This window comes from Lachnoclostridium sp. Marseille-P6806 (genome assembly GCF_900625025.1).
Lineage (GTDB): Bacteria > Bacillota > Clostridia > Lachnospirales > Lachnospiraceae > CAG-791.
Genome location: NZ_LR130585.1, coordinates 40,215 through 64,288 on the forward strand (window position 1 = coordinate 40,215; position 24,074 = coordinate 64,288).

General features: G+C 55.5%; 18 protein-coding genes and 2 pseudogenes. 15 read left to right on the forward strand and 5 right to left on the reverse strand.

Features of this window, described 5'->3' with window-relative positions:
* Positions 1–2: 2 nt before the first annotated feature.
* Both E0E20_RS11780 and E0E20_RS11785 read right to left on the reverse strand, forming a co-directional pair.
* A complete protein-coding gene (locus tag E0E20_RS11780; protein WP_130838390.1) occupies positions 3–2,534 on the reverse strand; it encodes a glycosyl hydrolase family 95 catalytic domain-containing protein in 2,532 nt (843 codons plus the stop codon).
* Positions 2,535–2,552: 18 nt separating this feature from the next.
* Positions 2,553–4,421: a cache domain-containing sensor histidine kinase gene (locus E0E20_RS11785; protein ID WP_130838391.1), complete on the reverse strand. Its 1,869-nt coding sequence runs from the start codon at positions 4,419–4,421 to the stop codon at positions 2,553–2,555.
* Between the two features lie 418 nt (positions 4,422–4,839).
* Here E0E20_RS11785 and E0E20_RS11790 point away from each other — a divergent pair, with 418 nt between their 5' ends.
* The 11 genes from E0E20_RS11790 (at position 4,840) to arfA (ending at position 18,467) form a co-directional block, all read left to right on the forward strand.
* Positions 4,840–6,303 (forward strand): ABC transporter substrate-binding protein, encoded by a 1,464-nt coding sequence (locus E0E20_RS11790; RefSeq protein WP_130838392.1) that lies wholly within the window; start codon positions 4,840–4,842, stop codon positions 6,301–6,303.
* Between the two features lie 29 nt (positions 6,304–6,332).
* Positions 6,333–7,217, forward strand: a complete 885-nt coding sequence (locus E0E20_RS11795) for a carbohydrate ABC transporter permease (RefSeq protein WP_242622778.1) — start codon at positions 6,333–6,335, stop codon at positions 7,215–7,217.
* Positions 7,214–8,035 (forward strand): carbohydrate ABC transporter permease, encoded by an 822-nt coding sequence (locus E0E20_RS11800; protein WP_130838393.1) that lies wholly within the window; start codon positions 7,214–7,216, stop codon positions 8,033–8,035. The genes E0E20_RS11795 and E0E20_RS11800 overlap by 4 nt, the downstream gene beginning before the upstream one ends.
* 41 nt (positions 8,036–8,076) lie before the next feature.
* Positions 8,077–8,871: a Crp/Fnr family transcriptional regulator gene (locus E0E20_RS11805; protein ID WP_242622779.1), complete on the forward strand. Its 795-nt coding sequence runs from the start codon at positions 8,077–8,079 to the stop codon at positions 8,869–8,871.
* A gap of 227 nt (positions 8,872–9,098) precedes the next feature.
* Positions 9,099–9,839, forward strand: coding sequence for a pyruvate formate-lyase-activating protein (gene pflA, locus E0E20_RS11810; protein WP_130838394.1), 741 nt, complete (start codon positions 9,099–9,101; stop codon positions 9,837–9,839).
* Positions 9,840–10,017: 178 nt separating this feature from the next.
* A complete protein-coding gene (gene pflB / locus E0E20_RS11815; protein WP_130838426.1) occupies positions 10,018–12,282 on the forward strand; it encodes a formate C-acetyltransferase in 2,265 nt (754 codons plus the stop codon).
* A 223-nt stretch (positions 12,283–12,505) separates the two neighbouring features.
* Entirely contained in the window at positions 12,506–13,495 is a 990-nt protein-coding gene (locus E0E20_RS11820) for a LacI family DNA-binding transcriptional regulator (RefSeq protein ID WP_130838395.1), read from the forward strand.
* Positions 13,496–13,687: 192 nt separating this feature from the next.
* Entirely contained in the window at positions 13,688–15,025 is a 1,338-nt protein-coding gene (locus tag E0E20_RS11825; protein ID WP_130838396.1) for an ABC transporter substrate-binding protein, read from the forward strand.
* Positions 15,026–15,136: 111 nt separating this feature from the next.
* Entirely contained in the window at positions 15,137–16,024 is an 888-nt protein-coding gene (locus E0E20_RS11830) for a carbohydrate ABC transporter permease (RefSeq protein ID WP_130838397.1), read from the forward strand.
* Positions 16,021–16,857, forward strand: coding sequence for a carbohydrate ABC transporter permease (locus E0E20_RS11835; protein ID WP_130838398.1), 837 nt, complete (start codon positions 16,021–16,023; stop codon positions 16,855–16,857). Before E0E20_RS11830 ends, E0E20_RS11835 begins: the two co-directional genes overlap by 4 nt.
* 80 nt (positions 16,858–16,937) lie before the next feature.
* Positions 16,938–18,467 (forward strand): arabinosylfuranosidase ArfA, encoded by a 1,530-nt coding sequence (gene arfA / locus E0E20_RS11840; RefSeq protein WP_242622781.1) that lies wholly within the window; start codon positions 16,938–16,940, stop codon positions 18,465–18,467.
* A 2-nt stretch (positions 18,468–18,469) separates the two neighbouring features.
* Here arfA and E0E20_RS14835 read toward each other — a convergent pair.
* Positions 18,470–18,642, reverse strand: a pseudogene (locus E0E20_RS14835) (IS256 family transposase); the annotation flags it as partial.
* A 40-nt stretch (positions 18,643–18,682) separates the two neighbouring features.
* Positions 18,683–19,300 (reverse strand): NUDIX hydrolase N-terminal domain-containing protein, encoded by a 618-nt coding sequence (locus E0E20_RS11845; RefSeq protein ID WP_130838428.1) that lies wholly within the window; start codon positions 19,298–19,300, stop codon positions 18,683–18,685.
* Positions 19,301–19,586: 286 nt separating this feature from the next.
* On the opposite strand from E0E20_RS11845, the pseudogene E0E20_RS14840 reads away from it, so the two are divergent.
* The 4 genes and pseudogenes from E0E20_RS14840 to E0E20_RS11860 form a co-directional block, all read left to right on the forward strand.
* A pseudogene (locus E0E20_RS14840) lies at positions 19,587–19,664 on the forward strand (Fic family protein); the annotation flags it as partial.
* Between the two features lie 290 nt (positions 19,665–19,954).
* Positions 19,955–20,488, forward strand: a complete 534-nt coding sequence (locus E0E20_RS11850) for a DUF2975 domain-containing protein (RefSeq protein ID WP_130838399.1) — start codon at positions 19,955–19,957, stop codon at positions 20,486–20,488.
* 9 nt (positions 20,489–20,497) lie between these two features.
* A complete protein-coding gene (locus E0E20_RS11855; protein WP_130838400.1) occupies positions 20,498–20,737 on the forward strand; it encodes a helix-turn-helix domain-containing protein in 240 nt (79 codons plus the stop codon).
* 84 nt (positions 20,738–20,821) lie between these two features.
* Positions 20,822–22,420: a DUF4153 domain-containing protein gene (locus E0E20_RS11860; protein WP_130838401.1), complete on the forward strand. Its 1,599-nt coding sequence runs from the start codon at positions 20,822–20,824 to the stop codon at positions 22,418–22,420.
* On the opposite strand, the gene E0E20_RS11865 is transcribed toward E0E20_RS11860, so the two are convergent.
* The gene (locus E0E20_RS11865) at positions 22,414–23,796 is read right to left on the reverse strand and encodes an MATE family efflux transporter (protein WP_130838402.1); all 1,383 of its coding nucleotides are present in this window, start codon (positions 23,794–23,796) and stop codon (positions 22,414–22,416) included. The two genes, E0E20_RS11860 and E0E20_RS11865, sit on opposite strands and share 7 nt — an antisense overlap.
* Positions 23,797–24,074: the final 278 nt, after the last annotated feature.

Genomic DNA, 24,074 nt, shown 5'->3' on the forward strand with positions numbered 1-24,074 from the left:
GGTCATTCCTTTCCGGGAGGAGCCGGCGTAAGGAGGAGCGTTTCGCCGGCAAAGGTGTCTGTGCGGAATATCGCGCCGTCGGACAGGCGTTCGGCGCCGGTCTGCTCACAAACGGCGCGGATGCGGCGGCCGGGCCATGGATTTTCAAGGGTGAGAGCGCGGCCTTTTAGGCTGGTTATTTTCACCTCTGCGATTTCGCCCGACCGGAGCGCCGCGCTGACCTCGAATGCCCCGCAGGCCCTGAGGCACCGGAATGCAGCGTCGGGATGCTGACGGCGCGGCCATACGGGGAAGATGCGGAGCAGCCGGTCATGGCTCTGGAGCATCATTTCCTGCACGGTGACGGGGACGAGGCTCAGATTCTCGATCCCGTGCGGGTTCTGGCGGAAAAAGCCGTTGGGGAGACCCCGGTGCACAAGCCGGTCCTTCAGCTCGGCCCAGATGATTTCGGGATCATAGCCGACCCGGACGGCGGCGGGAAAGAAGAGCGCGTTGAGATTCATGGAATTCCATGCGCCGGTCTTATAGAAATGGGGATCAGCGTCTTCTCCCGCGGGGACGTTGAAATCCCCGACGATTCCGGAGGCGTCCGTCGCGTGCTGCTCTTTTTGGAGGCGCTTAGCCAGCGCATTTTCCATCAGTGAGTGGATGTGGATGGTATTCCGGGCGGTTTCCAGTTCTTCGGGATTCGAGGAAAGACCGATCGCACCCCCGGGATAGATGTGCATGATGTTGCCCGGGAAATGCAGGGACCAGCGTCCGCCCTTTCCCTCGTCGTAAAATACCGGGCGGTCCAGCCATTCCTCCGGAACCAGCTCGGAGAGGGGGACGTCCGCCTCGGCCCAGAGCGTCGGATTGTTTTCGATTTCCCGGATGGTACCCGCGGGCCACGGGGCGAGCTGCCCGGCGATGTCCCGCCAGCGGGGGCGGCGCGCCTCATCCAGACCGAGATCCTCGCTGAGTTCTGAAAGAGAGGTAAAAAAGGTTTTCAGATAACCGAGTGTGTTCACCGGATCCTCCGGAAGACCATGCCGGGCGACATCCGCGGAGACGCGCTCATGCATGCCGTCGCCGACGATATGATAGCCGTCGCCGCGGAGAACCAGCTCCTGCTCCCAGAAATCCGCAACGCTGAGGAGAAAAGGATAGACTCTGCGTCCGTAGGCTTCATCCAGCGTCAGGGAATAGCGCAGCAGCATATTCAGCGCCCCGTGCACCGCCGGCGATTTCATGTGGAGAAGCAGCGCCTCGCTGACCATGCCGTGAGGACCGAGGCCGAGCGGGTAGTAGGCTCCGCTGTGCCCGAGGAGACGGAGAGACATTTCACGGGTGATATCCAGCAGATCCAGATAGGGGGCGTCATGGGGATCGGCCTGTTCAAAATGTCCGGAGACCGGCAGGCCGAGATAGGGGGTCTGGTGGTTGTAATTGATTTTGTAATTGCCGTTCCACGCAGGGCGGTCAAAGGTGCAGATGCCGAAGATATCGGGCGGATAGTCCGGATTGCGGGAAAGGCTCCCCATCATATACTGTGACAGATAATATCTTTGTTCGATGACAGGGTCATCCAGAGAGACGTCGGACACGGACCAGTAGGAACGCCACCAGCCAAGGTGCTGTTCTCGGAGCTCCGCAATGTCGGAGGCGGAAATCCAGCGTGCTCTGGATTCGGCATACTCCAGAGGACGCGACACCTGTCCCAGCGTTCGGACGGGGAGCACAAAGACACGCCGTTCCCCGGCGGGGATCGTCATGGAAAGACTGTGGCAGGAGAGACAGGACGCGGCAAAGCCGGCCCGTACGGTCATATCCGTGTGATCGGAAAATTCGCGGAAGCCGGAGATCACGCCGTCCCGTTCGCTTTTTACCTGCAGGGGCATGCCGCCGAGGAGCCCGGCGAACGTTCCGGAAAGAGAATCGGAGGAGGAAGCTCTCCGTCCGGTAAAGTCGATGCCGAGATCGCAGCCAAGCCCCGTTTCGTCCGGAAAACGGAACTCATAGCGGAGCGAAAGCTCCCGCTCGGAGACGAGCGAAACGATGAGAATATTTTCCGTTGCGGCGACGTAGGAATCCATATGGCAAACGGCGCCGTCCGGCCATGTGAATACGGCGGCCGTCGTAGCGGTGAAAAAGTCCTGCTCGGCGCGGAACGATGTATTCTCGAGAGCCGGAATATCAAAGACGAGCCGCCCGATGGGCCGGGGGCTTCCGAGGCAGACCGGAGGATCAAAGCGGGCGGCGGCATTGTCGTGGAAGAACTCCCAGTTTGCCGCGCTCTCCATCTGCCAGAAGTCATTGGTTGAAACCCAGAACTGCGGGTAACGGCAGGGGCCGGCGAACGCGGCGAGGAGATCCCCGTTGCCCAGTATGGGGGCGTCGATTTTTGTGCCCGCGTACTGCCATACGCGCCAGCGGCCGTTGCCGGAAACGTCGCAGTCCCCGGCGGGTACGGCCCCGGGCACACGGTCGAAGACGGCGCGGCAGCGCGCCGCGGTGGGGACGGGCGTCTGCGGGTCTGTGTCAGATCTTTTCATGTTTTGATTTCTCATGGTTTATACGAGCCTCCCGAGACGGACAAAGGCGTGTCCGTCCGCTGTGTTGCCGAATTCAAAAACGGCATTGTTTCCGCAGCATATTTTCCAGCGAAGATAGACGCTCACCAGTCCGAGGCCGCCGATCCGGAGATCGGGGAGGCCCTGACGGCGGTCCAGCTCGCTGATTTTTTCCTGTAATGTCCGGATGGCGGCCTCGGAAAAGCCGTTCCCCGAATCCTGCACTTCGATGATCCAGCCGTTTTCCGTGCGGAATCCGCGGATGCGCAGCTCCCAGGGGGGAAGACAGTCCGTTCCGTGGCGGATGGCATTTTCTGCAAGCGGCTGAATGATCAGCCTCGGGATGGATTCCTCCAGCAGAGAGGGCTCGATATCCATTTCGCACCGGAGACTGTCCTGATAGCGCACCTTCATGCAGTAGAGATATTTTCGGACATATTCCAGCTCTGTCCCCAGAGAGACGAGGGAGCTTGAGGTATCGGAGATATAGCGCATACACTGGGCGAGGACGAGGCAGAGCTTCTCGATTTCCCGGTTGCAGCCGTTTTCCGAGAGGATGGAGATGCAGGAGAGCGTGTTGTAGTAAAAATGCGGATTGACCTGCGCCTGCAGCGCGCTGGCGCGGGAATTGAGCTCCTGCTGGCGCGCCTCGAGCAGCTCGTCCATGGAGACTTTCAGCTTTTCGCTCATCTTCTGGTATTCGGCGTACAGCTCGCCCAGCTCCTCGTAGGACGGGTTGTAGTTATCGGTTTTTTCCACGCCGAGATTCCCGATGCTCAGGCGCTGGAGAATATGCTTCAGATGCTTCACCGGCTTTACCATGGAGCGGGAAACATACCATGTGATCAGAAGCGTAAACGCCAGCAGCAGGATCAGGAGAAACACGAGAGAGGAAAGCACGCGGTAAAACGGCGCCAGAATAATGCTCTCCTGCTGCACGGTCAGATAGGTCCAGCCGCTGTATGGGGAGACCTCCTGCGCGTAGCGGACCCGCCTGCCGGTCAGGGGGTCGCGGGTGAGCGTCCCAGAGGAGGCGGTCAGCGAAACGGAGGCCGCGGCCTTTTCGATCCGCACCCGCTCCTCGGAGGATAGATTGTACGGATAGACGAGGACGCCGTCGGTGTTGAGGATATAGACGGAGGCGGAAGAATCATCCTTTCTCTGATAGGAAAGGACGCTCCGAAAAATCTGACTGCAGCGCCGGACCGCCTCGGTCACGCCGGCATTTCTTTCGCTGCGCGAGGCAAAAAAATTCCGATACACGGAGAGATACCAGTCAGGACTGCCGCTGCCGGTGGCATAACGGCCGGTAAGACAGGGCGTGCCGATGAGGATGCGGCCGTCTCTTTCCGCAGTCTCTTCGTAGAAAAAAAGGGAGTCCGGATCGAGCTTTTCGTACTTTGTGACCTTGCCGATCCGTATGGTATTCCCGACCGGATCGTAGAAATTGATCTGATCGGCGCGGAGCGTCGTGCTGTTGATGGTGGCATAGAGATTGGAGAGGACGGGCAGGCTTGCGGGAGAGAGGCCGTCCCGGAGCGCCTCATCGGGAACCTCTTTTCGGATATTGACGTAATTGATGGTGGCGGAGACATAGTCGAGATCCGAAAGGGCGCTGTCCACCTGCTCCCGGAAAGAGGAGTTCAGCGTGGTCAGAGACTGTCTCGCCTGACGGAGCAGCACGGTGGAGGCGAGGTACCAGAAAAACGCAGTGAATACCGCGAGCAAGACACAGGGAACAATGAGATAGTAGCCGAACAGCTTGGACTGCAGCTTTCTGGGAGCCTTTTTCCCGGCAAAGCCTCTCCCCGCCGCCCTGGAATCCGGGGGACTACTCTCTGGAATTTTTTGGAGAAGACGGAAAAGCATAAGACCCAATACCTCGCAGAAAGAAAAACGGAATCAGTGCACTGCCCTGCGCAGAGCATTGGGCAAAACAGGGGGGTAAATGCAAGGACAGAATAGCATTGGAGCGGAATAATTACAAACGCACAGAGAGTTTTTTTGTCAGCTTTCAAAAAAGTGCAAGGGGGAGTCCGGGAAAATCCATAGAAACAGGCGAAACGCTTTGCTACGCTGTTCATGGTACAGGAGAAAACGCTTTTCAGAATCAAGTTCTCAAAATGAGAGGCCAGTGTGAAAAATCACGCGGATGCGCTGATTTGCTCCGTGAGCGAAACGTGCTGTTACGTAGCGGGACGGCGTGAGACGCGAAGCGGCGCGGCACATTACGCGTCTCGTACAGCCTCGTACAAAGTGCTTCGATAAGGAAGAAGGGAGAATTGTTATGAAACGTAACATGCTGGCAGTGATACTCAGCTACGTGTGTGCGGCGGCGCTGCTTTCCGGATGTGGCTCCGGAGGGGCGGCGAATGCGCCGGCGGGGGAGGCGGAAAGCGGCGCACCGCAAACGGAAGCCCCGGCGGAGAGCGCGGAGGAGGATGCGGAAGTCCCGGCAAAGGAAGGCGGAGCGGGGGAAAGCGCCCCGGCAGACGGCGTTGTGATCGAGGCGGTCGCAAATGAGGGACAGTTTGACGGCGAGGAGCTCAGCATCCTCGTGTCGGCTGGCTGGATGGACAGCCGCTATGACGCCGTGATCGCGCGGTTTGAGGAAACGTATGGCGTGACGGTGGATCTGCAGACGATTCCCGCCGACCAGTACAGCGATATTCTGCAGAGTGATCTGGCGAACGGAACCTGTCCGGATGTGTTCTGGATCCAGTCGAACCCCTTTGCCATCAGCTCGGTGATCGTGGATCCCGAGAATTACTGCATCGACTTCACAGGGGAGGCATGGGAGGCGGTCATGCCGAAAGCACGGCTCTCCTCCTGCACCAGCGACGGGAAGCTTTACGGGCTGCAGATATGGCACAACTCTCCGGAGTATGTCATGCTGTACAATAAAACGCTGTTTGAGGAGCTGGGGATCAACAAAACGCCGTCCACCTATGAGGAGCTGAAAGCGGACTGCAAGATCATTGCGGAGGCAGGGATCACGCCGTGGTTCATGCCGGGGGCGGACGGCTGGCAGCATCAGCTTGCGTTCTTCCAGATCGGAGGGAGCTATGAGGCGCAGCAGCCGGGGCTCTATGAGGCGCTGAACAGCAACAAGGCGGTCTTTGCGGGCAACGAGGGGATGCTGACGGTTCTGAAAGAATTCAAGGAACTCTCGGATCTTGGCTATTTCGGAGAAGACTGGATCGGCACGGATTCCACCAACATGTCCAACGAGTTCGGGGACAGGACCTGCGCGATGGCGATGGCAAACTCGAGCTATATCCAGCAGATCAAAGAGGACACGGGGACCGGCGACGAGTTCGGTCTGTTCCTGATTCCGCTGAACGACAACGACTGCTATCCGACCAATCCGGCGGGGCCTACGATGTTCGGATATAAGAGCACGCCGCACGAGGACCTGGTGAGAGCGTTCTTCACGTTCCTCTGCACGCCGGAGAGCCTACAGGAAATTCTGGACAATTCGCCCGGCTATACGAATCTCGATGTCAATACCGTGATTGAGCAGCACTGGCTTCCGGAAGAGGAGGAGTTTATGGCGTCGGTCGACAAGGCGAAGATGGAGACGCCTGTTCTGCAGACGGGAACAAAGTATACTAATGATTACTGGATGAATTTCGGCGCTGACATGGTGGCCTATTGTCAGGGGACGATGGAAGCGGATGAGGTGCTGTCCAACATGGATGCGCGCCGTGCAGAAGCGGCGGCGACGGCGGACGATCCCGCGTGGAAGTGATTGCTTTGGCGGAAAGGGCAGGGGCGTGTATGAATAAGAAAAAGCTGTATCCGATGTGGTTCGCGGCACTGCCCCTGACCCTGTATATCGCATTTTTTCTCTTTCCCAGTCTGATGGGCATATTCTACTCCTTTACCGACTGGGGCTCGAGAACCGCGGTGAACGGGCTGCATTTTGTCGGGCTGCAGAACTATTTTGAAATTTTTACTTCCCATGAGAATTACGGACAGGGGATCGCCAATACGCTCCGCTTCACGGTCATCTCCAATATCGTGAAGCTCGTTCCCGCACTGTTTCTGGCCATTATGCTGCAGGAGGGGCTTAAGGGAAAGGGAATCTACCGAACCATTCTGTACCTTCCTTCGATCCTGCCCTTTGTCATCATCGGACTGATTTTCCGCTCCGTGCTGAATTATCAGAGCGGGCTGCTGAATGCGGGACTTACCGCAGCGGGCCTCGGCTTTCTGAAGCAGAAGTGGCTCTCGGATCTCCATGTGGTGTGGGGATCGATCTTCGGTGTGGACGCGTGGCGCGGCATCGGCTATGTCATGACGATTTTTCTGGCGGGGCTCAACGCGATCCCGCATGACTATTATGAGGCGGCCATGATCGACGGCGCGGACTTCTGGCAGAAGCTTCGCTACGTGACCCTGCCGATGATGAAAGGGGCGGTCATGATCAATCTGGTGTTCGGCATCACCTACGGGCTCAAGGTGTTCGATATCGTCTATGTGCTGACGAACGGGGGACCAGGGCATGTGACAGAAGTGATCACGACCTATTCCTACCAGTTGTATTCCAGCGGCCGGTACGGGATGTCCACAGCGCTGAACACCATACTTCTTGTGATCACGGCGGCGGCGGGGATTGCGGTTGTCCGCGTGATGAGCAGGAGGGAGACGGAGGCGGCATGAAGAAGAAACGGATCCGTTTTGTGCTGAAAACGGCGGTGAGCCTTTTCCTGTGCTCGTTTGTGGTGCTCCCCTTTTACATGGTATTTATCAATTCGCTCAAGACCAGAGGAGAGGCGGCGCGGATGAGCATGGCGCTCCCCGCGGAGTGGCTCTGGGAAAACTACCTCATTGTGATACGGGAGGGGAGACTCGCGCAAGGCTTTGCGAGCTCGCTGTGCTACGCGCTGAGCTCAACGTCGCTCGGCGTGCTTCTCAGCGCAATGGGAGCCTTTGTTCTGTCAAGGCGGCGCACCGGCTTTCATAATTTCCTGTATTATTTCATCCTCTCGGGGCTGTTCTTTCCGGTCAATTATGTGACGCTTGTGCGGCTGTTTCAATGGCTGCATCTGACGAATACGCGGCTTGGCATCATTCTCGTTTTCACCAGCGCGATGATCCCGTTCTGCGTGTTTACGGTATACAGCTTCGTGCAGTCGGTTCCGGTGCAGATGGACGAGGCGGCGGTGATCGACGGCGCGGGGGCGGTCCACCTGTTTTTCCGTATCATTTTCCCTCTGATGAAGCCGACGCTGATCACCTGCTTTATTCTGCAGTTTATGGGAGTGTGGAGTGATTTTCTCACGCCGCTTTATCTCTCCAGCAAGAGCCGGCTGTTCCCGATGACGATGGCGGTCTATCAGTTTTTCGGAAAGAACAAAAGCTACTGGAACTATATCTTTGCGGACATTGTTCTGACCTGTCTCCCGGTCGTCATTGTCTATCTTGTTGGGCAGCGTTATATTATCGGCGGGCTCACGACGGGAGCGGTCAAGGAGTAGCCGGTTCTGAGAAGAGGGCGCGCGGTTGACGGGAGCCGAAAATGTCGTTATCGTGGAAGCATGCAGAGCGGCAGGAAAGCGGAACGGATACGATGACGGCATCAGAGCGGAAAACTTCGGAAGTGAAAACGATCATACAGAGCGGAACGGGGGCGGACTGCGCCGACTGTGAGAAATGTCACGGGCGGTGCACGGACAAGGTGGAATTTCTTCAGGGGCTTCCGGAGGATAAGCACCTCACGATGATGCGCCGCTCTCAGCACTATACGCTGGAAAAGGACAGCTTTCTGTTCGAGGAGGGGGATGAGGTTGACGGAATCTTTATCATTCTCCGGGGACGCGTGAAACTCTCCTCGATGGATGGGGAGGGAAGGGAAAAGATCGCCGGAATTTTTTCGGATCATGACACCATCTGGGAGGGAATTTTTCTGCACGGGAGTGTGTACCCTTACTCGGCGGTCTGCCTCACGGAAACCCGTGTGTGCAAGATATACCGCCGGGATTTTGAGGAGGTCATCCGGGATGCGGATATCGCGCTCAAGGTGATCGGCATGTTGAGCCGCAAGCTCCATGACGCCAATGAACGCAATCTGATTCTCGGAACCAGTGAGCCGAAAGCGCGTCTTGCGGGGCTTCTTTTGTATCGGAAAGAACGGAGTGCGGACCGCTTCGTGACGCTCCGTCTCGACGATATCGCGGCGAGCGTCAATCTGCGGCCGGAGACGGTGAGCCGCAAGCTCGGCGAGCTGGAAAGAGAGAAACTGATCCGGAAGCAGGGACAGAGCAGCTGGGAGATCCTTGATTATGAGGGGCTGAGGAATATGTTCGATCACTAGTCCGGAACAGGGTTGCACAGAGGAACAGGCGGCATATGCCGCTGCATCGAAAAAAGGCGCCGCCAATATATTGTGTTTTTGGAACAAATGATGCACAATATATAGGCACAACTTCATTCGATGCAGCGGCTTTTTGCGTGAACTTTGATCCTGGTCAAAGTAAACGCGCCGGAAATCCGGTATGGTAGCAGCAGACGACGGTGGGAACAGGAAAGAGAGGGGTGCCGATGGATGAAGTGAAGGGCAGGATACACTCCCTGGAAACGTTCGGCTCGGTGGACGGTCCGGGTGTGCGGTTTGTGATCTTCCTGCAGGGCTGCATGATGCGCTGCGCTTACTGCCACAATGTGGACACGTGGGGGCGCGAGACGGATAATGTGAAGACCGCGGATGAGCTTCTGGGTCAGGCGGAGCGCTACCGGAGCTACTGGGGGAGTGACGGAGGCATTACGGTCAGCGGCGGCGAGGCGCTGCTGCAGATGGATTTTCTGCTCGAGCTCTTCCGGAAAGCGAAGGCACGGGGGATCGGCACCTGCATCGACACGGCGGGACAGCCGTTCACGAGAGAGGAGCCGTTCTTTTCAAAATTCCGGGAGCTGATGGAAAATACGGATCTTCTGCTGGTGGACATCAAGCATATTGATCCGGTTCAGCATCGGAAGCTCACGGGCTGGGGAAATGAAAATATCCTCGATATGCTCCGTCTTCTCAGCGACATGGGGAAGCCGGTATGGATCCGGCAGGTGCTGGTGCCCGGGATCACGGACGACGATGGATACCTCCGGCAGACCAGAGCCTTTATCGAGACGCTGTCCAACGTGCAGAGGATCGAGATTCTTCCGTACCATGCGCTGGGAATCTACAAGTGGGAAAAGCTGGGGATTCCCTATACGCTGGGCGATACAGAGAGCCCGGCGCCGGAACGCGTGGCGAACGCGGAACGGATCCTGCGGGGAGAACGGGCGTGATGTGGAAAATAAAATTTCATAAAATTGATTATAGTCAAAGTTTTGCATAACTAACTCGGATAAACTGGCTCTGCGAGATGAGAAAGAAATATCCCGCGGGGGCGTTCCCCGGACCGCCCGCACAACGGCCGGAGGAATACAGACAGTGCGCATGGCACAGACAGAAAGGGTATTCGCGATGAGAGAGGAATGGAGAGGCTTTAAGGGCAATAAGTGGACGGATGAGGTAAACGTCAGAGAGTTCATTCAGAAAAATTATGAGCCGTATGAGGGAGACGAGAGCTTCCTCGCCGGGCCGACGGAGGCGACGGACAAGCTCTGGGGAAGATTGCAGGAGCTGCAGAAGGAGGAGCGCGCCAGGGGGGGCGTCCTCGAGTGCGAAACCGAGGTGGTCTCCGGCCTTACCGCATACGGGCCGGGCTATATCGACGAGTCAATGAAGGATCTGGAAAAGGTCGTCGGCATTCAGACCGATAAGCCGCTCAAGAGAGCGTTCATGCCCTACGGCGGCATCAAGATGGCGGAGGAAGCGGCAGAGACCTATGGCTACAAGGTCAATGAGAAGTTCCACAAGATCTTTACCGAGTATCACAAGACCCACAACGCGGCGGTCTTCGATGCCTATACGCCGGAGATGAAAGCGGCGAGACACAGCCACATCGTAACCGGCCTCCCCGACACCTACGGCCGCGGCCGCATCGTCGGCGACTACCGGAGAGTCGCGCTGTACGGCATCGACTTCCTCATGGAAGAAAAGAAAAAGGACTTCTCGTTCTGCGGCGACGGCACCATGACCGACGACATCATCCGCCAGAGAGAGGAGATCGCCGAGCAGATCCGCGCCCTGCAGGGGATGAAGGCCATGGCGTCGAGCTACGGATACGACATCTCCGGACCGGCAAAGAACGCGAAAGAAGCGGTGCAGTGGCTGTATTTCGGCTATCTTGCCGCCATCAAGACACAGAACGGCGCGGCGATGAGCGTCGGGCGCATCTCGACGTTCCTTGACATCTATATTTCGAGAGATCTGAAGGAGGGAACCCTCACGGAGGCGGAGGCGCAGGAGCTGATCGATCATCTGGTGCTGAAATTCCGTATGGTGAAATTCGCCCGTATTCCCTCCTATAACCAGCTGTTCTCCGGCGACCCGGTCTGGGCGACGCTGGAGGTCGCGGGCATCGGCATGGACGGCCGCAGCATGGTCACGAGGAATGACTACCGCTTTCTTCACACGCTGGAAAACATGGGACCGTCCCCGGAGCCGAACCTCACGGTGCTCTATTCGAGCCGGCTGCCGGAGAGCTTCAAGCAGTATGCGGCGAAGATTTCGGTGAACACCAGCTCCGTGCAGTATGAGAACGACGATGTCATGAAGCCGGTATGGGGCGACGATTACAGCATCTGCTGCTGCGTCTCCGCGACCCAGACCGGTAAGGAAATGCAGTTCTTTGGCGCCCGCGCGAACCTCGCGAAGTGCCTGCTGTACGCGATCAACGGCGGCAGGGATGAGAAGTTCTTCGATAAGAATGGAAATCATATGCAGGTGGGACCGGAGTATGCGCCGATCACCTCGGAGTATCTGGATTACGGCGAGGTCATGCACAAGTATGATCTGATGCTCGACTGGCTCGCCGGCCTCTATGTCAACATCCTGAATCTGATTCAGTACATGCACGACAAGTATTACTACGAGGCGGCCGAGATGGCGCTGATCGACACCGATGTCCGGCGCACCTTTGCAACCGGCATCGCGGGCTTCTCCCATGTGGTGGATTCCCTGTCCGCGATCAAGTATGCGAAAGTGAAAACCGTCCGCGACGCGTCGGGACTTGTGACCGATTACCAGATCGAGGGCGATTTCCCGAGATACGGCAACGACGACGAGCGCGCGGATGAGATCGCCGTATGGCTTCTCAAGGAGTTTATGAACAAGATCCGCAAGCACCACACCTACCGTAATTCCGAGCCGACGACCTCGATCCTGACGATCACCTCCAACGTGGTCTACGGAAAGGCCACCGGCGCGCTGCCGGACGGCCGCGAGGCGTATGCGCCCTTCGCTCCCGGCGCGAACCCGGCCTATGGTGCGGAGAAGAACGGACTGCTGGCTTCTCTGAACTCGGTGGCGAAGCTCCCTTACGAGTATGCGCTGGACGGCATCTCCAACACGCAGACCATCAATCCGGGCGCGCTCGGCCATTCCGCGGAGGAGCGCAAGGTGAATCTGGCGCGTGTCCTCGACGGCTACTTTGATCAGGGCGCGCATCACCTCAACGTCAACGTCTTCGGCGTGGAGAAGCTGAAAGATGCGATGGAGCACCCGGAGAAGCCGGAGTATGCGAACTTCACTATCCGTGTATCGGGCTACGCGGTCAAGTTCATCGACCTGACGAGAGAGCAGCAGCTCGACGTCATCGCCCGCAACGCGCACGAGAGAATGTGATGCAGGCAATGTCGGCAGAGTGGTAAATATAATAAGGGCAGTCAATATAATATAAATAAGGATCTGTAATCCGGCGCGGCGGTTCCCGGCTTCTGGGGAACGCCGCGCCGGATGTTTTTGGGGGGATGGGGCTCTGTTGTGGAAAAGAGCGGCAGTGCGGTAAAATACGAAGCAGGAATCGTGTCCGCCGGGCGCGACCGGGCGGCCGGCAGTGGGGGAATAAATGGTTACGACGAAAGATCTGGCAAGAGAATGCGGCGTCTCTCTTGCGACGGTGCAGAGAGCTTTGCATGACAATGGGAGAATTAACGCGGAGACAAAGCGGAGAATACTGGATAAAGCGGCGGAGCTGAATTACCACCCTGATCTTGTGGCCAGAACGCTGGTCTCCGGGAAGAGTATGACGATCGGAATGATCGTGCCGTTTCTTGACAACCAGTACTATCCGAGACTGTGCAATGCGCTTGCGGAGGTCGTGTCCCGCGAGGGCTACATTCTGAACATTCTGATCCATGAGGACGATAAGCAGCTGGAAAAAAAGATGGTCGCCATGCTACAGGGGAATCATGTCGACGGAATTATTCTGAATCCCATCAATAAGGGGAAAGAGCTGCAAAAAATCATGAAAAACATTCATACGAATTACTGCCTCCTCGGGATCGATGAAATGCCGGATTGTCCCTGCCCGTGCATCGGAAATGATGAGAAAGCGGCGGGAGCGGCGGCGGCGGATTATATTCTGCGGCGGGGCTACCGGGATATTCTGTTCGTCGCTCCGGCTCTGTATGATCGGGAGGGGGCGCGGAATTTCGGGCATCACAGACGGCTGGAGGGGATCCGTGGGAGGCTCGCAGGAGAAAATGTCAGACTGCATGTCATAACCGGGGAGGGATATGCGGAAGAGACGGCGGAACTTGCCGGGCGGCGCGCGGAAGACAGGCCGGCCGTGCTCTGCTCGGGAGAGACGTTTGCGACGGAGGTCATCCGGGACATGAACCGGAGAGGGCGCAGGCTGGGCGTGGATTACGGGCTGATGACATTCGATCATTCCGAAGCGTTCGGGCTGCTGAGTTCGAGTGTGGTTGCCGTTGATAATCATGTCGAACGCATCGGGGAGGCGGCAGGAAGAATCATCATGCAGCTGTGCGGAGGCGTTCCGGCAGAGCAGAAAACAGTCATACCCTTTGAAATTGTCCGAGGGAATACCCTGTAATTAAGAAATGACGGATATGGAGAGCATGTTTTATGTGTGCCGCATGATTTTGAATGATGGCGCACATATTTTTATTGACAGGAATTGATTAAAATATATAATAATAAATAAGCGGTCACGTAACCGCAAAAGCAAAATGACAAACAGAGAGATGCTTTTCAGGTGGCAGTGAAATTTCATAAGGAGGAGAAAATGAAAAAGAGACAGATCAGCCTGCTTCTGACAGGTACCATGACAGCCATGCTCCTTGCGGGGTGCGGGGCGGCGCCGACACCCTCGGGAGCGGGAGAGGGGGTCGGCACAACAGCAGAATCCGTATCAGAGGAAGCGAAAGAGGCAGGATCGGAACAGGAGGGATTTTCCGCAGCAGAGCCGGTTGAAATTTCATTCTGGTGTAATTTCACAGGCTCGGACGGCGATGTTCTCCGGGAGATCGTAGATGAGTACAACAGCACCAATGACGATAATATCAAGGTCGCTGTGGATATTATGGATTACGGCACATTGCTGGCAAAGCTCCCCACCGCAGTGTCTACGGGTACCGGTCCGTCCTTTATCCTCGCGGGAATCGAGCTGATCAACGAGTACGCAACCAACGGCATGCTGGAGGACATCAGTGATTTCTGGGATGCGACGGACATTGATAAAAGTAATTTTTATGACAACGTCCTCGAAAAGGGGGTAGTGGACGGCGTGCAGTACGGCGTTCCGATGCAATATAATCTTCAGTATCTGTATTATAACAAGGATCTGTTTGAGCAAGCGGGGCTGGATCCGGAGCTTCCTCCGGCGACCTTTGAGGAGCTGGCAGAGGCAGCCGGAAAGCTGACGGACAGTTCAAAGGGAATTTACGGACTGGCGCTTCCCAAGGATTATGGCGCCTATGTGCAGTATCTCTGGGGCAATGGCGGAGATGTCATTGACATCAATACAGATCAGAATCTGCTGGTGTCCGACGAGAACAGGCAGACGCTCCGGTGGTTACAGGAGCTTGCCGGGGAAGGCGTTTCTCCGGCCGGGCTTACCGCGGCAGAGGCGGACACGATGTTTCAATCCGGACAGGTGGCCATGAGCATGTCCGGACCGTGGAACATCAACGGACTGAATGCACTGGGGATGAATTACGGCATTGCAGCGATTCCGGCGGGAACGGCGGGCGCTTATTCCGCAGAGGGCGGATGCTGCTGGATGCTGACGAAGGGAGCGGATGAGACCGTCAGAGACGCGGTTTACCGCTTTATGGCATACTGGCTGTCGGACCCTGTTTTGAAAAAGTGGTCCGTCACCAATGGATTCCCGGTGTGGTCGAAGTCCGTGCTGAAAGACTCGGAGATCCAGAGCAATGAAATTCTCAGCGACGTGTCCGCGGCTTCTACCATAGGCCGTGACTGGCATCTCGGCTATTCCTACGGCAGCCAGATCGATTCGGACGTCATGGCGCCGCTGATGGAGAAAGTGCTTGCCGGAGAGGATGTGGAGGCCGCATTGCAGGAGGCCTCGGATACATTGGATTCCATCGTCGGCAAGTGAGGCATATCGGAGCAGGGCCGCGGCATCAAGGGCCGCGGCTCTGCCCGAAGAACAGGAATAAAAGGGTCACAGCAGCAGGCAGGAAAGAAAAATGCCGGATGGCGGAAAATAATGAAAACGAGAAAAATAAATACATATCATCAGAAAAAAGCATATCTGTTTATTCTTCCGGCCATGGCAGTCCTGACGGTCTTTGTATTCATTCCGCTGATCAGCGCTTTTGTTCTGAGCTTCCTGCGCATTGACATATATATGAATGATATAGGCTTTGCGGGAATTGAAAACTATGCCAGACTGTTTCAGGACGGGCGGATCTGGAATGCGGCGAAAAACACACTGCTGTTTTCCGCGCTGGAAATTCCGCTGCAACTGCTTCTTGCCCTTTTTCTGGTCATGCTGATGCTGGGAAACAGACGCCTTGACAAGTTGCTCCGCGCGACATTTTATCTTCCGTACGTCTGCTCCATGACGGCGATCAGTATTATCTGGTCCATGCTTCTCAATGCCAATTCCAGCGTCTTATCCTATGTACTGCGCCGTTTTGGCATGGCGATGCCGAATCTTCTGAACAGTGTGACAGGGGCGCTGCCGACGGTTGCGCTGATTACCGTTTGGAAAAATTTCGGCTATACCGTGACGCTCCTGTCCGCGGCGGCGCTGGATATCCCGGCGGCCTTGTATGAAGCGGCAGAGCTGGACGGCGCGTCAAATTTCCAGAAGTTCATCTATGTGACAGTTCCCTCGATCCGCAGAACGATCAGCTTCTGCTTCGTGACCATTCTCATTGCGGCATTTCAGGCCTTTGACCAGATTTATGTCATGACCGGAGGCGGTCCGTTAAACAGTACGGAAACGCTGGTCACCTATATCTATGACCGAGGATTTCAGACAACGCATGATCTGGGCTATGCTTCTTCCATATCCGTCGTGTTATTTGTTCTGATTGCACTTGTGACATTTGGCTTTAGAAAGCAGACGCTGGGGGAAGCAGAGGAATGAAAGTCCGAAAGAGAAAGCGGCAGGCGGGAAAGGCAGCCGGCGATATTCTTCTTTTACTGATTGCGCTGATCGTGCTGTTCCCGATTTTATGGATGTTGGTTTCTTCGTTCAAAACGGATGCGGATGTGATCCGCTGGCCTCCGTCCTTTTTTCCGCGGAGCTGGGTGAGCGATCAGTACCGGTATGTATTTTCGATACTGCCCGTGCTGAATATGCTTAAAAATACAGTGCTGTTTGCCGGGAGCGTCACGGTCATCAGTCTTCTGATTGACTCTCTGGCAGCGTACGCCTTTGCGCGGCTGCGATTCAAGGGAAAAGATATTATTTTCGGAATGATCCTGATCACGATGATGGTTCCGTTTCAGGTCATTATGATTCCGCTCTATATAGAAGAGTATAAGCTGGGCATATTGAATTCCTTTGCCGGTCTGATACTTCCGAGGATTGCGAGCGCTTATGGGATATATCTTCTGGCCTCCTTTTTCGGAGGGATCCCCAAATCACTCGAAGAGGCTGCAAGAATTGACGGGATGGGGGAACTCGGAATTTACGGAAAAATCATAGCGCCGCTCTCAAGGCCGGCCTTTATCAGCCTGGGAATCTTTCATTTCATGAACAATTGGAACGATCTTCTGTATCCGATGATGCTCACAAGCTCTGTGGAGATGAGAACACTCTCGGCAGGTCTTGCGATTCTCGTCGGCAATCATTCGATCAAATATGGCCCGACACTGGCGGCCACGGTGGTATCTGTCGCGCCGCTGATGATTCTGTTTCTGTTCGGACAGAGATTTTTCATGGAGGGAATTGCGACAACCGGGGTAAAAGAGTAAAGGCGTACCGATAAAATTAAAAATCCTGCCCGCTGGGGGCGGAGTGCAGAAAGGAGTCAGCCTCAGGCTGAACAGCGAATATGATGCAAAGTGCCAGAATCAAGGTGAACCGGAGCTTTCAGAAAGGCGAGATCAGCCCTTATATTTACGGGTCGTTTGTAGAGCATATGGGGCGGGTCGTCTACTCGGGAATTTATGAACCGGATCACCCTTGTTCTGATGAAGACGGTTTTCGTGGGGATGTGCTCGAAAAAATCAAAGGCATGGGAGTTACCTGTGTGCGGTATCCGGGCGGCAATTTTGTCTCCACATATGACTGGAGGGATGGCGTAGGACCTAAGGAAAATCGTCCGCGTAAGCGGACATTGGCCTGGAAATCCATTGAAACGAATGAATTCGGAACAGACGAATTCATGAAATGGGCCGGCAAGGCGGGAGTCATGCCTGTCTTTGCGGTGAATCTCGGAACCAAGGGGATTGAAAACGCGCTGTCCTTTCTGGAATACTGTAATTTGCCGGCGGGAACGTTTTACAGTGATATGCGTGCCGGCAACGGACATGCGGCGCCGTATGAAATACCGGTCTGGTGCCTCGGAAACGAGATGGACGGGGACTGGCAGATCGGTCATAAAACGGCGGAGGAATATGGAAAGCTGGCGGCGCAGACGGCGCATGCCATGAAAGCGCTGGATGCGGATCTGCAGCTCGTTGTCTGCGGAAGCTCATCCGCGTCGATGGCCAGCTATACGGATTGGGAGCGCATTGTTCTGGAGGAAGCCTACGATTATGTGGACTATATTGCGCTTCATCAGTACTTTGGAGGGCAGGAAGCGGGGACGGCGGCATTCCTCGCGCAGGCGGCGGATTTTGACCGCTACATTCACACGGTAGAGGGCATCTGCGACACGGTCAGGAGCAAAAAGAGATCCCGGAAGCAGATTAACATCAGCATAGACGAATGGGGCGTATGGGAGATCCGGGGCACCGAGGTGGAAAAGGATGTAAATTCCAGGGACTGGGAAATTGCGCCGGCATTCAGCGAGCAGATCTATACGATGGAGGATACGCTTCTCTTTGCCAGTATGCTCATGACGATGCTCAGGCACTGTGACCGGGTGAAATTCGCATGTCAGTCTCTGCTTACCAATATCAGCGCCTGCATTATGACGGAAAAAGGCGGAGGCTGCTGGGTGCAGCCGATCTATTATCCGTTTGCCCTTATGTCTGAATTCGGCCGGGGCTCGGTGCTGGAATGTGTGGAGGATATTGCCGGTTATGATTATCATGGCATGCGCATTCCGTATATTGATGCTCTTTGCGTGCACAATACGGAAAAGAACGAGCTTGTATTTTTTATTCTGAGCAGAAACGGTGAGGATATTCCCTTTGAGGCGGAGCTGCAGGATTTTCATGTGACAGGCATAGAGGATGCCGTCGTCCTGCAGGCAGAGGATATCAAGACCACGAATGCAGCAGATCACGAAGTCATCGCGCCGAGAAGCATGCCGGAGAGGTTTTCGCTGGACGGTCATTTATCCGGCAAGACATTGCTCCGCGGAACGATAGAGGGATATTCGTGGAACATGCTTCGCGTACGCGTGGAAGCATAATTGCGGTTCCGGGGGACATCGATCCGTATGGAGTCATAACCGGAGTTGACGTTTTTTCCTTGCAGCCGTCACGGCAGTCGTCGGAGCCGGCGCGCTCAGACTTTTCATAGCCGGGCAGGTCTTTGAGAGCATCCTGAATGTCCTTGGCAGTCTCGATGCCATATTCCTGCAGGAGTCCCCAAGGGAACCGAACATTATAATAACCTGGTATTTGTTTAATCAAATAATGTTGGCAAATCGAAATGATAAAATGATTCAAAACACATTCGTATTTGCTCTTTTGTACTTTTTTCTTTCGCAAGATTATCTGGCAGATCATCTTTGCCAAAAAGAGCAATCTCTGTTGTTTCTACATTTTGCTTAAATTTGCCGCTCTTATACTTGCACAAGAAAAAAACTTTTACAACTCCGTAAGCATAATTTGTAATATTATGCTTACGCCAATCTTGAACCGCAATCAGTTTTTCCGCCGATACAATTAATCCCGTTTCTTCTCTGACTTCCTTTTCCGTATTGGATGCAATGGACTGGTCAACATCACACCAACCGCCCGGCAATGCCCAGGTACCATTATTTTCATGAACAAGTAGAATTTTATCATCAAGGAATATGGCGGCTCTTGTATCCACTTTCGGAGTTTGATAACCTGATTCATTACAAAATAAATTGTAGACTTTGTCTGTTGGAATATCCGTTCTTTCCGAAATCATTTCAGCGGCAATTTTTCTTAGTTCCTCATACCGCTCTTTATCATATATGTCCTTTCCATATTGGAGTCCTGCTTGTGCAATACTTTGGATACGAATTGCAAAATTTATTATTTTATCATTCATAGCTGTTTTCTCATTTTCGCTGCTGAAGCAGCCGCGGGCGAGGATGAAGCCCGCCTGCAGGTACCCGTGTCCCTTCGCTTTCATCATCATCAAACTTGTATTTCGGGTACATCTTTTCAGGGTCATCAGGGACCTGTTTCTCTTTATAAGAATGCCTTATGCAGCTGGTGAATGCAACAAAAAGGCATTATTTTCTAAAGAAAATCAACATTTTTGAACTTGCGAATTACTTCTTTGAGGATCGGGAGTTAATTAATTTCCGGGAACTCAGGATGATTTAACTCCTGCATTAGAGCAGGGATTCGTTGAAATGACTATCCCGAACAAGCCGAATAGTCGGAACCGGCAATACAGAAGAAAGTGACTTGGCTGGTTATCGGCCAGGAAAAATGATTAAGATATCGGCCAAGTTAATCTGCTTTGTGACGATCGATCTGTTTGCTTTCCGTGCTTTCCTTTCTGTACTTTTGCCCCACATATATATCGAAAAACAATAAAAATATATTGAATTACGTTTGTTCCTGTGTTATGCTCCTCCTGTGAAACGGCCGACCCGGAAAACGGAATCCTGTGATTCTGTCTCTTCGGGCATACGGTACGCTGCGCGTCGGCGCAGCGTGCTTGCGGCATGTGCCTCGCTGGGGGCGTTTCGGAATGGTGATTTTTATGTATGGAACTCAAGAGAAAGAGAATCGGTTTCTTGTCACAGGACGGCGGAGCATTGTTCTGACGAAGCTGTGCGTTGCTTTGCTGCTCCTTGTGTGTGCGGCAATGATGCTTGCGGGGCCGTGGATCACGCGGGCGTTCAACGAGTGGATTCGGCGCGGAGGGCGCTGTATCGTCCCGGGGAGTGCCGGAAATCCTCTCGCAACATCCTTTCCAGCCGTTCTGGTGATCGGATATCTGTGCGGGACGACGGCGATTGTCATGCTGCTTTGCATGCTCCGTTTTCTCCGGCGGCTGGAGCGGGGAGAGGTGTTCACCGAAGCGAATGTCACGGAGCTGCGCCGGATCGGCTGGTGCTGCGGGGCGGGCGCGCTTCTTGGCCTGATTCTCGGTGTATTTATCTACATTCTGTTTCTGATCGTGGCGGGAGCGGCGGGATTTATGATGCTGATTGTCCGCATTGTGAAAAATGCCTTTGAGCAGGCACTCCGGATGAAAGACGAGCTGGATTATACCGTGTAGGGAATGGCGATGGGAAGAATATATGTGAATCTGAACGTGATGATGGCAAAGCGCGGCATGCCGGCGGGGACGCTGGCGGAGCGGATCGGTATTACGCCGGCCAATCTCTCGATTCTGAAAAACAATAAGGCAAAGGCGATCCGCTTCTCCACGCTGGAGGCGCTGTGCCGGGAGCTGGACTGCCAGCCGGCGGAGCTTCTGGAATACCGCCCGGGGGATGCGGGGAGAACCGAGGACGGCGAAGCCTGAATGATGGTCGGAAGAGCTGCCTGAAAGAATAGAAAAGAGTAAAAAGCAGAAGAGAAAAAACGGAAGAGAAAGGAAACGCGAGCAATGGAACAGAACGTGCGGCTTCAGGCAACAGAAAAAAAACAGGCGACAGGCGCCGGGAAACAGTCTCTGGCGTTTCTCATCGGAGCCCTGTTGTCCTACCCGCTCGCCTACATTTATGTCGATGCGGTGCTGCTGTATGAAGCGAATCACCGGTCAAGCGGTACGATGTATATTTTCTATGCGGGCTATCTGCTCTTTACGCTCCTCTTCATCGCGTCAGTCGAGCTGCTGCGGTATTTCGGCAGTCCGAAGAGGAAAAGCACAGAGAGAGCCGGGGCGGTGCGTGTGGCTGCGGCCGGAAGAAAGACTCCGGCGGTGCTGGCAGGAGGGCTTCGTTTTGAGGGCTGGTTCTGGGCGGGGATCCTGCTTCTGCAGGCGATTGCCCTTACGGTATATAGTCCTCATGCGGGGCCGATCGGCATCTGGCAGACGCTGCTCTGGCATCTGACGGCGGTGTATTACGTGCTGCAGCGCACGGACATGCTCGCGGCAGGGCGCACCGGCTGTCTGATCGGTTTGGATCTGCTGACGGGTTTTTTGGCGATTCCCTGCTTGAATGTGATGCTTCGGCTGATGTCGGTGATCCGGGGGATCGTTTCCCTGAAAGGCCCGAAAAAGCACCGCTTCTCATGGGTGGTTCTGGTAAGCGTGCTGGCGGCAGCGGTGGTGGTCATGATCGCGTGGACGCAGCTTTCGGCGGCGGACGATAACTTCGCAAGGCTCGGCAGCAGGCTGTCGGGATGGATCGAAGATGTTCTGGAGAGCTTTTCGGACGAATTTGTGCTGAAATTTATTCTCTCCGTTCCGGTGGGCTGCTTTCTCTTTGCGCTGACCGGCGGCGCGGTGCGCCGGGAGCGGGCGCTGATGACATCGGAGGAATTTGCGAGAGAGACGGCCGGCTTCCGCCGCGTCCCGGCGGTGAGCGCCGTGATCGTCATAGGTGCGCTGACGACGGTGTACGCTCTGTTCTTCGGGCTTCAGGCCATGGAATTTGTTTCCGCGCTCGGCGGCAGTGCGGCAGGGACCGTGATTTCCGCGCCGACCGCGTCGCACTTTGCGGTGCAGGGCTTCTGGGAGCTCTTCCGCATCCTCTTTCTCAATATGCTGGTGCTCGGCGCGTTTTCTTTCCTGATGGATACAAAGAACGGGAGAGAAAGGAATCCGCTCCGGCGGGGAGCTCTTCGGGTCCTGACCTCGGTGTTCGCGGCTTCCGGCGCGGCGTTCGCGGTGCTGGATCTGGTCAAGCTCGGCGTCTACATCCACCGGTACGGATATACGCCGAAGCGCGTGCTGGCGGGATGGTTTCTGTGTATGCTGTTTCTCTGCGCCGTCATCTTCGTCCTGCGCATCTTCATCAGCTTCCGGGCGGTTCCGCTGGCGGTGTTCCTCATGGCGGCCGGCTTCACGCTGTTTTCGCTGCTGCCGCTTGAGAGCATGATCACCGGCGCAAATATCGCCCGCTATGAAGCGGGCGTGGATCGGGGCGTTGACATCGACGTGCTGCGGGAATGCAGATATCCGGACTGGGAAAAATATCGGGATATGGATACGGCCGGGGACCCGTATGACGACTCGTACGATTCGTATGAGGATTACTGATGAGCGGGAGCTTCCCCGGTGCGTTCAGAGCTGGAGCGGAACATGGCTTCAATCTTCCTCATCCGGGAGCGGTAAGCGAAAAACAGGAAAACCGCGGCGGCGACCCATGCGGCGGGACTGGCAAAGCATACGCCGAGAAAGCTGCGGCTGCGCCCCGCGGCAAAGGCGACGGCGCCCCGGGCGACAAGCTCGATGACGCCCGCCATCAGCGGCATGAAGCTGTACCCCATACCCTGCAGCGCGTTGCGGTAGATGAAGATGGCGGCCAGCGGGATCAGAAAGAAGCTGCAGCAGCGCAGATAGACGGAGACCATCGGGAGAATGGTTTCAATATCCTCGGAGATAAAGAGGTAGGTGAGATATTTTCCGAAGCCGAGCAGAGAGATGCCGGAGACTGCCGCGCAGAGAAAGCCCTGCCGGTCCGCGGCGAGAACGCCCGCTTTCACGCGGTCCGGTTTTCCCGCGCCGGCGTTCTGCGAGCAGTAGCTTGCCATGGTGACGCCGAGGCCGATGAAGAGCTGATCGAGAAGCTGTTCGATTTTTCCCCCCGCGGTGTAGGCGGCGACAGCCGTGGAGCCGAGCAGATTCAGAGAGCTCTGGAGCATCATGGCGCCGATGGCGGTGATGGAAAACTGGAGAGCCATCGGGATGCCGAGAGAAAGCTGTGCCTTTATCAGGTCATGATCGGGGAGGAAGTCCGTGCGGGACAGGCGGAGGATCGGCATTTTTATGAGGATGAATATCAGCGAGCAGAGGCCCGCGACGCCCTGTGATATGACGGTCGCCCATGCCGCGCCGGCCACTCCCATGCCAAACGGAATGATGAACAGCAGGTCCAGAACGATGTTGAGGCCGGCCGAAACCACGAGAAAGATCAGCGGATCGCGGCTGTCCCCGAGAGTCCGCATCATGGTGGAGAGCATGGTATAAAGAGTCTGTGCGAACAGTCCGGCGCAGATGATGACGACGTATTCATAGGTCATGTCAAAGATATCGGGCGGCGTGTTCATGACGGTGAGGAGCCGGCGCATCCCGAGCAGGGACAAAACCGTGATGATCAGCGCGAAAAGGAGCGACAGCGAGAGGGCGTTTCCGGCGGCCTTTTTCATCCCGCGGATATCTCCGGCGCCGAAGCGTTGCCCCATCGGAACCGTGAAACCCGCGCAGAGGCCCCATGTAAAGCCGAGGATGAGAAACGTGATCGTGCCGGTTGCGCCGACGGCGGCGAGCGCCCTGGTGCCGACGAACTGGCCGACGATCACCGTGTCTGTCATGGCGTAGAACTGCTGAAAAATATTTCCCAGAATCACCGGGACGGAAAAGCTGAAAACAATTTTCGCCGGATCACCGACGGTCATATCTCTCTGTGCTGCCATACAAAAGCTGTCCTTTCAAAAAATCCTGTCTTCTACTCTAGCTCACCAAAACGCTTTCGCATAGAATATTTTCAAAAAAATATTGTTTATTTCTGCGGGCAATGAGCCAAGTGGGCATGCTTGCATGTCCATTTGACTCCTGCAAGTAATGCACCGGGCGAATATGCGGGCGGCATTCGCCGGTGAATGCCGCGGGAGAGGATTGACACATACCCCCTATGGGTATATCATGAGCATGGCGGCATGATACCCATAGGGGGTATTTGACAAGACGGGAC

Coding starts and splice junctions, on each gene's coding strand:
- E0E20_RS11780 (WP_130838390.1), bottom strand. CDS start 2,534: ATGAAAAGATCTGACACAGACCCGCAGACGCCCGTCCCCACCGCGGCG.
- E0E20_RS11785 (WP_130838391.1), bottom strand. CDS start 4,421: ATGCTTTTCCGTCTTCTCCAAAAAATTCCAGAGAGTAGTCCCCCGGAT.
- E0E20_RS11790 (WP_130838392.1), top strand. CDS start 4,840: ATGAAACGTAACATGCTGGCAGTGATACTCAGCTACGTGTGTGCGGCG.
- E0E20_RS11795 (WP_242622778.1), top strand. CDS start 6,333: ATGAATAAGAAAAAGCTGTATCCGATGTGGTTCGCGGCACTGCCCCTG.
- E0E20_RS11800 (WP_130838393.1), top strand. CDS start 7,214: ATGAAGAAGAAACGGATCCGTTTTGTGCTGAAAACGGCGGTGAGCCTT.
- E0E20_RS11805 (WP_242622779.1), top strand. CDS start 8,077: ATGTCGTTATCGTGGAAGCATGCAGAGCGGCAGGAAAGCGGAACGGAT.
- pflA (WP_130838394.1), top strand. CDS start 9,099: ATGGATGAAGTGAAGGGCAGGATACACTCCCTGGAAACGTTCGGCTCG.
- pflB (WP_130838426.1), top strand. CDS start 10,018: ATGAGAGAGGAATGGAGAGGCTTTAAGGGCAATAAGTGGACGGATGAG.
- E0E20_RS11820 (WP_130838395.1), top strand. CDS start 12,506: ATGGTTACGACGAAAGATCTGGCAAGAGAATGCGGCGTCTCTCTTGCG.
- E0E20_RS11825 (WP_130838396.1), top strand. CDS start 13,688: ATGAAAAAGAGACAGATCAGCCTGCTTCTGACAGGTACCATGACAGCC.
- E0E20_RS11830 (WP_130838397.1), top strand. CDS start 15,137: ATGAAAACGAGAAAAATAAATACATATCATCAGAAAAAAGCATATCTG.
- E0E20_RS11835 (WP_130838398.1), top strand. CDS start 16,021: ATGAAAGTCCGAAAGAGAAAGCGGCAGGCGGGAAAGGCAGCCGGCGAT.
- arfA (WP_242622781.1), top strand. CDS start 16,938: ATGATGCAAAGTGCCAGAATCAAGGTGAACCGGAGCTTTCAGAAAGGC.
- E0E20_RS11845 (WP_130838428.1), bottom strand. CDS start 19,300: ATGAATGATAAAATAATAAATTTTGCAATTCGTATCCAAAGTATTGCA.
- E0E20_RS11850 (WP_130838399.1), top strand. CDS start 19,955: ATGGTGATTTTTATGTATGGAACTCAAGAGAAAGAGAATCGGTTTCTT.
- E0E20_RS11855 (WP_130838400.1), top strand. CDS start 20,498: ATGGGAAGAATATATGTGAATCTGAACGTGATGATGGCAAAGCGCGGC.
- E0E20_RS11860 (WP_130838401.1), top strand. CDS start 20,822: ATGGAACAGAACGTGCGGCTTCAGGCAACAGAAAAAAAACAGGCGACA.
- E0E20_RS11865 (WP_130838402.1), bottom strand. CDS start 23,796: ATGGCAGCACAGAGAGATATGACCGTCGGTGATCCGGCGAAAATTGTT.